The sequence below is a fragment of the Sphingomonas japonica genome (genome assembly GCF_006346325.1).
GTDB classification, from domain to species: Bacteria; Pseudomonadota; Alphaproteobacteria; order Sphingomonadales; family Sphingomonadaceae; genus Sphingomonas; species Sphingomonas japonica.
Window position 1 is genome coordinate 2,046,968 of sequence record NZ_VDYR01000001.1, and the last position, 11,576, is coordinate 2,058,543.

An 11,576-nucleotide genomic window follows, 5' to 3' on the forward strand; every position below is an offset into this window, starting at 1 on the left:
TACCGCCGAACGGCGGATCGGGTCAGGAAGGTGGCAGGTTCATCTGCTTCAGCACAGTCGAGAGATGCGCGAGCGCTTCCGGCGTGGGCCCGGGATATGGGCCGGGAGTCGGCTGATCGCCGATATATCCCATGTCGGCCTTGCCTTCGGGAAGACTGTAGAACCCCAGCACGAACAGCGTGCGCAACTTGTCCATGAACGCGACCGGCTGCACCATGGCGGCCGCCGGTTCGGCGACGGTCAGCGCGTCGAGCAGCGCGCCGCGCTGCGTGGGCCGGATGGCATCGAACGCGGCGGCGTGCAGCGCGGTGCTTTGCCGGTCGAGCCAGGTCAGCCCGCTGATCACGATGACCCTGTCCGCCTGCTGCGTCGGATAGGGCGCGCTGATCCATTCGTCGATGAACGCGCCGACGCCGAGCGCACCCGCACCCGGCGAGCGATCATCGGCCGGAAGGATCAGGTCGCCCAACAGGTCGATCGTCGCCCTTTGTGCCTTGCTGAGGGTCAGCGGCCACGGGACCGTCGGCATGGTCAGGTCGGGATCGCGGCCATAGCCCTTGGTCGGCGGCAGTGCGGGCGGCGCATCGGGCCAGTCCGCGACGTCGAACGGGGGCGCAACACCGGTCCCCGCCGCCATCGCCGGCGGCGCCAGCCTGGCAAGCGGCAGCGCCGCCGCGGCGATCATCCATTGCAGCGTCTCGCGGCGCGACAGGCTCATGCAAAGGCTCCTGACTTGAAGCGGGCGGCAAGCCGCTCCGACGCGCGCAGCGCGAGCGCGAGAATGGTAAGCGTCGGGTTCTTGTGTGCGCCGGAGGCGAAGATCGAGCCGTCGATCAGCATCAGATTGTCGACGTCCCAGCTCTGGCCATAGCTGTCCACCACCGACGACCGCGCGTCGGCGCCCATCCGCGCGGTGCCGAGTTCATGGATGATCTCCCCTCCCGCGGTCATGATCTCCTCGGGTGGCAGGTCGCGATCGAGGATCGTGCCGTTCATCCGCTTGAACACGGCATGCGCGGTGCGGCGTCCGTGTGCGACCTGGTTGATCTCGTGCTGAGAGAATTTGAACGCGAAGCGCAACACCGGAATGCCGAAACGATCCTTCACCGACGGGTCGATCTCGCAATAAGTGTCCTTGTTGGGGATCATCTCGCCGCGCAGCGTCAGCCCGATGGTCGCGCCGGATGCGCTGCGCACCGCCTGCTTGAGCCCGGCGCCCCATGTCCGCGGCAGCGCGGCGGCGGGCGGGATGCCGAACCGGCCGCCGATCTCGAAATGATAGCCGCGCGCGAAATCGAGTTCGCCGCGCTTCTGCTGCTCGTACAGCCAGAACGGGATGTAGATGTGCTGGCCACCGATGCCGTCCTCATTGTAGCGGGGCCGGTCGGCGAGCGCGGGGATATAGGCGCTGAACGAAGCACCCGTCGAATCGGTGAGATTGCGTCCAAGCTGGCCGGACGAATTGGCGAGACCGCGCGGCTGGCCCTCGCCGCCCGAATTGAGCAGCAACCGCGTCGTCTCGCCGGTCCCCGCCGCCAGCATCACCGCGCGCGCCCGTACCTGATGGCGCCTGCCGGTCTTGCGGTCGACATATTCGACCCCGGCGGCGCGGCCCCTGCCCGCCCCCGTGCCCGCCATCGTGACGCGCGCGACCATCGCGTCGGTCACTACCGTCAGCTTGCCGGTGGCCTTTGCCATCGGCAGGAACGAGGTGGTCGTCTGGAACATCGCGCCGATCGTGCAGCCGCGCGTGCACGGCGTCGCGTTGAAGCACGCGCTGCGCGGCGCGACATCGTCGGGCATGTCGCGCGTCAGCACGGCGGTATGCGCGGGCCGTACGGGAATGCCCAGGCTTTCGGCAGTCGCCTTGATCAGCATTTCCGTGATGCGGGGCTTGGGCGGCGGCATCAGGCACCCGGGGGGTGAATCGGGATGGTTCTCCAGCTCGATGCGCCCGCCGTTGACGCCGATCATCTTCTCGACCCGATCGTAGAATGGCGCGACGTCGTCATAGCCGATCGGCCAATCCACCCCCAGCCCGTCGCGCGAGAAGGGCTTGAAGTCGTACGCGCCCCAGCGCGGAACATGCCGTCCCCAGTGGTTGGTCCGCCCGCCGAGCATGCGCGGGCGATACCAATAGAATTGGGTCCCCTCCTGCATCGTATAGGGCTCGCCCTCGACTTCCCATCCGCCATCGACGGTCGCGTCGAAATAGCCGAACGGCTTGTCCGGCGTGCCCGACCCGCGCAGCGGCGCGTCGCTTTCGGGCGCGTACATGTTGACCTCCGCCTGCGGATCGTAATCGCGCCCCGCCTCCAGCATCAGGCAGCGCAAGCCAGCCTTGGTCAGGCTGTACGCCGCCATGCCCCCAGCCGCGCCCGAGCCGACGATGATGACGTCGGCGGTGACCTGTGCGGGATCGATCGCGGCCTGTGTCATTGCGCTCGTGCCCCGGCGGCGTCGCCCGCCGCGTCGAGACGGCGGATCTTGATGTTGCGGAATTCGACCGGATCGCCGTGATCCTGCAGCCCGATCACGCCGCTGGAAAAGGTTGCGAACAACGGCATATCGGCGAACTTGGACGCCGCCACCCGCTTGCGCCACTCGGCGTTGCCGAACGCGACATCGGCGGTCGGTGTCCCGTTCAGCCACTGCCGGATGCGGTCCGGCTCGACGCGAAGCCGCGCATGGTTCCAGGTGCCGGCCGGACGCGCCGCACCCGGCGGCGGGACCGTCATGTCATAGAGCGCACCGGCGCGATGCGACGGGATTTTGCCGTCGGGATGTCCGGCGTCGTCCAGCACCTGCATCTCGATGCCGGTCTCGTAAATGTTGGTGGTGCCCGGCGCCTTGCGGGCAAGATAGAACACACCGCTGTTGCCGCCGGCCTCGACCTTCCAGTCGAGCGTCAGTTCGAACGCGCCATAGCTGTCGGCGGTGACCAGATCGGTCCCGCTCATCTGGCCGTCATTCTTGGTCATCACCAGCGTGCCGTCGCGCACCAGCCACGATGCGGGCGCAGGTCCGCCGCCAAAGGCCTGCCAGCCGGAAAGGTCGCGGCCGTTGAACAGCAGCTGCCACCCTTGCGCGCGTTCCGCAGCGGTCAGCGTGTTCGGCGGAGTACCTTGAGGACCAGCCAGCGCCGGAAGTGTCGCCAGCGCCACCAGACCGAGGCCCGCACTCACCAATTTACGCATCGTGTCTCTCCCATCATTCATCCGCTGTGGCTGGGCGGTAATGTTGCAATAGCATTGCCGTGTCGTGCTTCAATGCTGCCCCCGGCCCTTGCTTGCGGTGAGCGGTCGCGGCGCCACCCCCTCGTTCGTCACCTTGACCGGACGGATGCTGCCGTCCGCGTCGAACACCATCCGCTCGAGCGCCAGCTGCCGATGCTCGCCCTTGTCGGTGTCAAGCGGCCGCCGATGATAGGCCATGTACCATTCGTCGGTGCCGGGCACGTTGACCACCGAATGATGCCCCGCCCCACGCGCGATCCCAAAGTCCTGGGCGAGAAGTTCTCCCATCGGCTTGAACGGCCCGACCGGGCCGGGCCCCATCGCATAGGCGACTCCGTAATCCGGTCCGGTCCAGCCGCCTTCCGACCACATCAGGTAATAGATGCCGTTCCGCTCGATCATGAACGAGCCTTCGACATAGCCCGGCGGCGTGATCTCCTTGAACAGCGTTCCGTCCTCGTGCGGCACGACCGACGTGAGATCTTCACTGAGCCGCACGACGTTGCAGTGCTTCCAGCCGCCATAATAGAGATAGACTTGCCCGTCCTTGTCCTGGAACGCGAACGGATCGATCGGCTGCGCACCGTTGTGGAACTTGTCGATCAGCGGCTTGCCGAGCGCGTCCTTGAACGGCCCGCCAGGCGTATCGCTGACCGCCAGGCCGATGCCGCCTGCCTCCGCGTCACTCTGGATGTCGTTGGCGCTGAAGAACATGTAGTATTTGCCGTTCGCCGCTATCACCGATGGCGCCCAGACCGCGAACCCCGCCCAGGAGACGTTCTCGACGTCGAGGACGTGCTCGTGCTTCGTCCAGGTGACCAGGTCGGGCGATGAAAACGCATTGAAGAAGGTCTGGATGCCGTAGGACGGCCGCAGCATGCGCTGCTTGCGAAGCACCTGCTGCTGGGGCGTGAAGCGTGCCGAGACATCCGGCGTTTCCGCATGATCGGAATAGGTCGGATAGATCCAGTAGCGTCCTTCAAAAACGTGAATTTCCGGATCGGCATACCAGCCGGGGACGATCGGGTTCGAAGCGATGGCCCAGCTCGAAGCAAGAAGCACCGGCGCCGCCAGCATCGCCATCCATGTCCGGCGCGTCATCGCAATCTCCTGATAGTTTCACCCCGGGGGATTTTTCGTCCTCAGGGCGCTTCGGCGCGCGTCGCCCGCGCGGAGGCGGTCAGTACCAGTTCGGCAGCGAGCAGCGCGCCTGCCTGATCCTGTGCAACCGACGTCCCCTCGACCAGATCGTTGACGAATTGAGGACCGAAGGGGAGCGGCACGTTCGAGCAGTCGATATAGCGCGTGCCCTTTCGATCCGCGACGAACAGGTGGTTTCCGCCCGGCCGCCCCTCAATATCGACATATTTGCGAAGCTCGATATAGCCGTCGGTGCCCAGGATGAAGAGGCGGCCGTCGCCCCAGGTCGGCAGTCCGTCCGGGGTGAACCAGTCGACCCGGACATAGCCGGTGCCGCCGTCGCCGGTCATCATCACATCGCCGAAATCCTCGAACTGCGGATGCTGCGGCGTCGCGAAGTTGCCGGTTTGCGACGCGATCACCTTGGCAGTCTTGCTGCCCGTCAGATAGACGAACTGATCGGCCTGATGGCTGCCGACATCGGTCAGGATGCCGCCGTTGCGCGCCGGGTCCCAGAACCAGTCGGGGCGCGACGCAGCCGCGACGCGATGCGGGGCTAGGTTGATGGTCTGGACGACCTTGCCGATCGCGCCATCATGGACCAGTTGGCCGGCCATCACCGCGGCGGGTACCTCCAGTCGTTCGGAATACATGATCCCGTATTTGCGACCCGTCTCCGCGATCGCGCGTCGCACGTCGGCAAGCTGCTGCAGCGTCACCACGGCGGCCTTGTCGCTGAGATAGTCCTTGCCCGCCCGCATGACGCGGATGCCGAGCGGCGCGCGCAGCACCGGGATGGCGGCACTGCACACCAGCTTGATCGCCTTGTTGGCAAGGATCTCCTCTTCGCCGCGCGCCAGCGGCACGCCGGGATAGCGCTTCTGGAAATTCGCGATCTGCCGGGGATCGGTGGCATGAAAGGCGGTGAGAACCCCGCCGCCACGGATCACCGCATCGGTGATGCCATAGATATGGTTGTGATCGAGCCCGATGACTGCGAACGGCACGCGATATTTGGCTTCGGGCGCGGGCCGGGCCTTTGCGCCCTCGGTCGGCGCGTCGCCGCGCGTGGTCGATTGCGCGAGCGCATCGGCGGCAAAGCCGGTCAGTCCGGCGGCAAGGCCAATGCCGAGCAACGTGCGGCGGTCGGTATCCGTCATGATGGTGCGCCTTCCTGGATGGCGACCAGCGAGGCCGGCCATGGCTTCGCTTCGCCGCTGATCATCGCCTCTTCGCCGAGCAGCGATGCGACGCTGGCATGATAGGCCTGGGCCAACAGCCCGGGTAGCGGCCTGCCCGAGCGGACCGCTTCTGCGAATCCCTCGAACTGCAGCATCGTCTCGCTATACTCGCCCCAGCCGAGCGGTTCGCCCGGCGTCGTCACCGGCAGTTCGGGAAACCAGGTCGCGCCACCGATCGGAATCGCACGTTTCTGCCCGCGCTTCACATCGGCCTGCATGCGCTGGAGCGCCAGCGTCTTTGGCGGCACTTCCATGAAGATACGGCCAAGCTCGGGCTCGATCGTGCCCTTGCTGCCCTGAATCTGCTCCTCGCAACCATAGCGGGCATTGTTGAGCAGCGACGTGTAAATGACTTTGCGGCCGCCGCTATATTCATAGATCAACGCGACATGGTCGTAGACTTCGCGGCCATCCTTCCAGAAGCAGATGCTGCCCGATCCCATCACGCGGGTCGGCACGGCGTCCAGGAACCAGTTGCCGACCTGAAGCTGGTGGGTGGCAAGCTCGGTCATCAGTCCGGCCGAGCTGTCGCGATACAGCCGCCAGTTGATCTGCCGGTCGCTGACCCCCTCCGGCACGGGACGCCGCCAGCTGTTGTTGCGATGCCAGCTCGCGCGAATCTGGGTGATCGTGCCTATCTCGCCCGCCTTCACCCGCTTGAGCGCGTTGAGATAGGTGGGATGGAACATCCGCTGGTGGCCGATCTGCAGCACCTTGCCGCTGTCCCGCGCCTGGCGCACCATCGTCCCGCAATCCGCGATCGTGCGCGCCATCGCCTTTTCGCACCAGACATGCAGCCCGGCGGCGAAGCCGTCCGCGGTGTGGCGCGCATGCACATGGAGCGGGGTGGCGATCACGAGCGCGTCGATCCCGCCGGCGTCGATCATCGCGCGATGATCGGCAAAGGCGCGCACCCCTGCGTCGACCAGGGCGCGGCCCTTGGCAAGGTTCGCCGCGTAATTGTCGCAGATCGACACGACCGCGCAGTTGCGCGTCTTGGCGATGTTCTGGATCAGCGCGCGCCCGCGATCGCCGGTGCCGATCACGCCCAGCCGTACCCGATCGCTCGTCTCTAGCTGCGCGGCGCCGGCAGCCGAAACCGCCCAGGGCGCGGCGCTGGCGACGCCGATCGCAGCTGTGGCCTTGAGCACCCGATCGATGAAGGATCGGCGCGTCAGGTCGAAATCATGGTCAGTCATCAACACGATATCCTGGAGAGATGGACGGGCATCGCCGCTTCGTCGGCGAAATCGAACAGGAAGCGGCGTGCCGAACCGTCGGCCAGCAACCGGCGTGCATCGTCCTTATCGGCAACCAGCAAGCCGGTGCTGATCATCTCGGCACGCGCGCCAAGCTGGTCTATCGCGATCGCGGTGCGCGGGATCGAGGCGATTGCCCCGTCGCCGGGGCGGATCATTGCCGAACGTTCGGGCGCGGCGGTGCCGGCGCCGACAGTCGACGAGATGGACAGTGCCTCATCGACGAGCTCGAGCTCTATCAGCACGGTGTCGGGATCGAGGGGGTGCGGGACCGCGAACGGCCATGCCCCGCCAAGGGGATGTTCGCCGATCACCGCGATCGAGCTTTCGCCTGCCGACAGCAATGCCGATACGACGCCCGCATCGCGCAGCACCGCGCATGCGCGATCCAGCGCAAAGCCCTTGCCGAAACCGCCGAAGTCCAGCGCGACCGGGTGTGAGGCGGACACATGCGTGCCATCGCGGTCCGACGCGATCGCGCTCCACCGCGCCGAAGTCTCTTGGGCATCGGCGACGGGGTCGAACCATCCATGCGTCAGCATATGGCCGTCCGCGATCTGGAGCAGCGCGTCGGAAAGTTCGCGATTGGTGACGACCGCCGATCCCCCCGCGCGCAGGCACTCGTTGAGCGCGGTCGTCGGGGACGGGCGGTGGATGGTCAGCGCATCGTCGACCGCCTCGATCGCCCGGCGCGCCGCACCCAGCAGCTTATCGTCCGCGGCGCCGAATACATGCAGTTCCACCCGCGTGCCCATCGCCGCGAAGCGTTCGATCCGTGTCGTGATCGGTGCGACGGTCAGGCGTTGAGCTCCCAGCCCGGTTCATAGTCGACCGACCACAGCTTCATCGCCTCGGCGCCTGCCGGCCTGCCGGTGGCCGGATCGACGGTCAGCGAAGCATCGGTGCGGTACGCGATGTTGCCAAGGTGGCACAGCGCCGTGCTGATATGCCCCTCGCGGATCGGCGACGCGAGCGTGTTGGCCTTGCCGCGAATGACATCGACGAAGTTGGCGGCGTGATAGACATCGAGCGCACCTTCGCCGACCGTCCCGGTGGTTTCCGATTCCGCAGCCGCCTTCACCTCGCGCAGCATCTTGCCCGCAAGGTCGTACTGTTCGAAGCCGTTGCGATCGACGATCGCCGATCCCTTCGTTCCGAGCAGCAACACGCCGCGGCCGCGGCCGTAGCGCAGCATGCCGTTGCAGCTGTTGCCGTCCCAGCGGATCGTGCGGTCGCCATCATAGAGGAGATCGAGGGCAAGCGTGTCGTACATTTCCCAATCGTCGTCCCGGTAGAATTGCCGCGAGCCGCGCGCCGCCACCGTTTTCGGGAATTCGAGGCCCATCAGCCACCGCGCGACGTCGAGCTCGTGCATCGCATTGTTGCACAGTTCGCCGGTGCCGTATTTCCAGAACCAGTGCCAGTTATAGTGCACCAGGTTCGAACGATAGGGCCCGCGCGGGCGGGGTCCCTGCCACAGATCCCAATCGAGGGTTGCGGGGGGCGCAACCTCCTTCCCGTTGCCGATCGACTTACGATTATTGGCATACCAAGTCTGCGCTTCGTAGATATCGCCGAGTTCGCCGGCCTTGATCAGCTGGCCGAGCTGCTGCGTTTCCGGGCTCGAGCGTTGCTGGTTGCCGACCTGCAACTGCCGCCCGGTGCGCCGCTGCGCCGCGATCAGCGCCTCTCCTTCGGAAGGCGCCATGCCGATAGGCTTTTCCAGATAGACATGCCGGCCGGCATTCATCGCATCGATGCCCAGCTTGGCATGCGAATGATCGGGAGTGGCGACGGTGACGATATCGACATCGCGGCTGTCGAGCAGTCGGCGATAGTCGGCCGGCGTCTTGGGGGTCGGATTTCCCTTGGCCGCGAACTCGCCTGCGCGTTTGGCCAACACCGCCGAATCGACATCCACCAGATGCGTGACCGCGACGTTGGGCAATTTGGTGAAGGCGCTCATATGCGCTTGGCCGCGCCCGTTGACGCCGACCACCGCGACCCGCAGGCGATCGTTCGCACCCTTGATCTGCGCATAGCTTCGCGCGCTCATCGCCACACCGAGCGTCGCGCCGGCTCCCTTGATCATCGTTCGGCGGTCCATCGGTCCTGTCCCTTTCACAGTTCGCGCAGCTTGATCGAGCGGAAATCGACCCGGTTGCCGTGATCCTGAAGCAGGATCGGACCCTGCTCCCACTCGCCGAACTTCGGCCATTTCGCATATTTGCTTTGCGCGACCAGCGCACGGAACTCCGGCGATCCGCGTTCATATTCCACCACCTTGAAGCCGTTGAGCCAGTGCTCGACATGCCTGCCGCGCACGATGATGACGGCGCGATTCCATTCGCCCGGTGGATTGACGCGCTTGCCCGGGCTGTCCGGGTCGGACAGGTTGCGCGCCGTAATCAGGTCGTAGAGCGAGCCGACGGTGCGGTTGCCGTCGCGGCCCATCTTGGCATCGGGATGCCGCTCGTCGTCGAGCAGCTGATATTCGAGCCCGATCGCCGAGCCGTCCCCTTTCAGCAGGTCGGGATCGACGAAATATTTGATGCCGCTATTGGCGCCGGGGGTCAGCCGGAAATCGACCGACAATTCGAAATCGCGATAGTCGCGCGTGGTGACGATGTCGCCGCCATTGGTCGCTTCGCCGCCGTCCGAAGGCTCTACCGTCAACAGGCCGCCCGTGACCGACCAGCCCTTGGTAGGAAAGCCGGCTGACTTGGCGCTTTTCCAGCCATTGGTGGTGGCGCCGTCCCACAGCAGTTTCCAGCCTGCGCGCTGTTCGCCGGGCGAGAGGCGGTTGGTGAGCCAGCCCCGCTGCTCCAGCGCCGTCTCAGGCATGGCATGGCGCGCCGGCGAATCGGTGATCACCCGCACGCGGCGGAACCGCACTTCGGGACCGCGCGCCGCTTCGGCGTCCGGAATGGCATGGACCTGAAACGCGACGAAGCCGCGGGCATCGACATCGTCGACGACATCGGTCGCGGGTACGCCGTTGATCCACGTGCGCAGCCGATTGCCGATCGCCTCGATCCGATAGTGGTTCCAGTCGCCCGAGCGGAAGGCGCGGCGCGCAGCTTCGTTACGGCCGAGCGTATAGAGCCATTGTCGCCGCTGCTCGTCATACAGCCCGCCGCTCCAGCCGCGCTTCGACGGGTCGATCTCTGCCTGATAGCCGTGGACCACGCCATCGCGATAGTCCGGTCGGCTCTGTCCGCGTACCATCACGCCGGAATTGAGCGCGGGATCGGTCCTGGCGTCGAACTCCATGATATAGTCGCCATATTGCGCGTCGGACACCAGCCAGCTGTTGGTCTTGCCCGGTGCCGCGCGGCCGACCAGTTCGCCATTCTCGATCGCATAGGTCGCCTTGCCGCCGGTCGCGTGCCACCCTGCCAACCCTGCGCGCGGAGTGATGTCGCGCCACGGTGCTTGCGATGGGGTGTGCATGGCGGGACCCGCAAATGACAGGGCCGAAGAGGTAGACGCGACCGCCACCGCAGCCAGAAGTGCAATCCTGCGGACCATGTCGGTTCCCCTCAACCCGTTCCCGCGAGAGGAGAATCGACGCGGTCGATGCGATGGACACATCTTGGCGTTCCCGCTATTTTTTCGCCAACGGCATGGTTCTGCCGAACGCTCTCCTATGCCGACCCTAGGTTCTGGTCGGACCACTTGCAATAGCATTGTCAGACATTTGTTCTTCTTTGAACATGACAAAGCATGGCCGGGGGCTTGACGGCATGGGCGGCGATGCGAAGTAGACAGGGCGCCGCATCGGTGGTGGCACGGGCGACCTGGCCCGACAATCGGACGAGGAATGCAATGCGGGCAGCGGAGCGCGGCGGAAAACTCTATCGCAGGATCGTGCAGGAGATCGTCGCCGATATCGCCAGCGGCGTGTTCCCCGTAGGATCGCGCCTGCCCGCCGAGCGCGACCTGACGGAGCGGTTCAAGGTCAGCCGGCCGACGATCCGCGAGGCCATGATCGCGCTCGAGATGCAGGGCATGGTCGAGGCGCGCAAGGGATCGGGAGTATTCGTCCTGGCGTCGTCGAGCGGCGACATGGACCGCGAACTCGATATCGGCGCATTCGAGATCACCGAGGCGCGGCGGTTGCTGGAAGGCGAAGTCGCAGCGGTCGCGGCGACCGAGATCGACGAGCCGCAACTGGCGGAATTGCGCAGTTTGCTGGCGCAGATGGACCAGGACGACGACGTCGCGGCCGAAGAGGCTGATCGACGCTTCCACATCGCCATCGCCGAGGCGACGGGCAATGCCGTGATCATCTCCGCGGTCACCGATTTCTGGGACATGCGCTTTCGCTCTCCGCTCGCGCGCGCGGTACTGCTGAAGGCGGGCAGCCTCGGCACCGAAAGCCGCATGATCGAGCATGGCCGCATCCTCAGCGCGCTGGAGGCGCGGTCGCCGATCGATGCCCGCAACGCCATGCGCGATCATCTCGCCCGGCTGATCGATCACCTGCTCGACGTGACCGAAACCGAAGCGGTCGAGCGCGCCCGCGCCGAAACCAACCAGCGCCGGCGCGCGCTTGCCCGGCGATCCGTCTGACACGCGCGCGCCGGGTCGCCTGAGCCTCACGGCGGAGTGACCGCCACTTCCTGGACCGGCAGCGCCCGAACAGCGGAGACGGCTGAGCGCGCTTCTGGTCATGCCAATAGACAAAGTTGTCAGGC

Annotated in this window: 10 protein-coding genes; 1 reads left to right on the forward strand and 9 read right to left on the reverse strand. The window is 66.0% G+C overall.

From position 1 onward, the window contains the following. Positions 1-22 precede the first annotated feature (22 nt). The 9 genes from FHY50_RS10050 to FHY50_RS10090 all read right to left on the reverse strand — a co-directional run bounded on the left by FHY50_RS10050 (position 23) and on the right by FHY50_RS10090 (position 10,329). The gene (locus tag FHY50_RS10050; RefSeq protein WP_140048299.1) at positions 23-718 is read right to left on the reverse strand and encodes a gluconate 2-dehydrogenase subunit 3 family protein; all 696 of its coding nucleotides are present in this window, start codon (positions 716-718) and stop codon (positions 23-25) included. After that, positions 715-2,439: a GMC family oxidoreductase gene (locus FHY50_RS10055; RefSeq protein WP_140048300.1), complete on the reverse strand. Its 1,725-nt coding sequence runs from the start codon at positions 2,437-2,439 to the stop codon at positions 715-717. Before FHY50_RS10055 ends, FHY50_RS10050 begins: the two co-directional genes overlap by 4 nt. Further along, positions 2,436-3,197, reverse strand: a complete 762-nt coding sequence (locus tag FHY50_RS10060; protein ID WP_140048301.1) for a 3-keto-disaccharide hydrolase — start codon at positions 3,195-3,197, stop codon at positions 2,436-2,438. The genes FHY50_RS10055 and FHY50_RS10060 overlap by 4 nt, the downstream gene beginning before the upstream one ends. Positions 3,198-3,266: 69 nt before the next feature. Then, complete coding sequence (locus FHY50_RS10065; protein WP_243846619.1) at positions 3,267-4,337, reverse strand: glycoside hydrolase family 43 protein; 1,071 nt, start codon at positions 4,335-4,337, stop codon at positions 3,267-3,269. Between the two features lie 41 nt (positions 4,338-4,378). Then, positions 4,379-5,536: a Gfo/Idh/MocA family protein gene (locus FHY50_RS10070; RefSeq protein ID WP_140048302.1), complete on the reverse strand. Its 1,158-nt coding sequence runs from the start codon at positions 5,534-5,536 to the stop codon at positions 4,379-4,381. Beyond that, positions 5,533-6,816, reverse strand: a complete 1,284-nt coding sequence (locus FHY50_RS10075) for a Gfo/Idh/MocA family protein (RefSeq protein ID WP_140048303.1) — start codon at positions 6,814-6,816, stop codon at positions 5,533-5,535. Before FHY50_RS10075 ends, FHY50_RS10070 begins: the two co-directional genes overlap by 4 nt. After that, positions 6,816-7,619 (reverse strand): FAD:protein FMN transferase, encoded by an 804-nt coding sequence (locus FHY50_RS10080; RefSeq protein WP_244935336.1) that lies wholly within the window; start codon positions 7,617-7,619, stop codon positions 6,816-6,818. The genes FHY50_RS10075 and FHY50_RS10080 overlap by 1 nt, the downstream gene beginning before the upstream one ends. Before the next feature lie 53 nt (positions 7,620-7,672). Beyond that, the gene (locus FHY50_RS10085) at positions 7,673-8,983 is read right to left on the reverse strand and encodes a Gfo/Idh/MocA family protein (RefSeq protein WP_140048305.1); all 1,311 of its coding nucleotides are present in this window, start codon (positions 8,981-8,983) and stop codon (positions 7,673-7,675) included. Positions 8,984-8,997: 14 nt separating this feature from the next. After that, a complete protein-coding gene (locus FHY50_RS10090) occupies positions 8,998-10,329 on the reverse strand; it encodes a 3-keto-disaccharide hydrolase (RefSeq protein WP_140048306.1) in 1,332 nt (443 codons plus the stop codon). Positions 10,330-10,704: 375 nt separating this feature from the next. Between FHY50_RS10090 and FHY50_RS10095 the strand changes: the two genes are divergently transcribed. Next, a complete protein-coding gene (locus FHY50_RS10095) occupies positions 10,705-11,451 on the forward strand; it encodes a FadR/GntR family transcriptional regulator (RefSeq protein WP_140048307.1) in 747 nt (248 codons plus the stop codon). Positions 11,452-11,576: the final 125 nt, after the last annotated feature.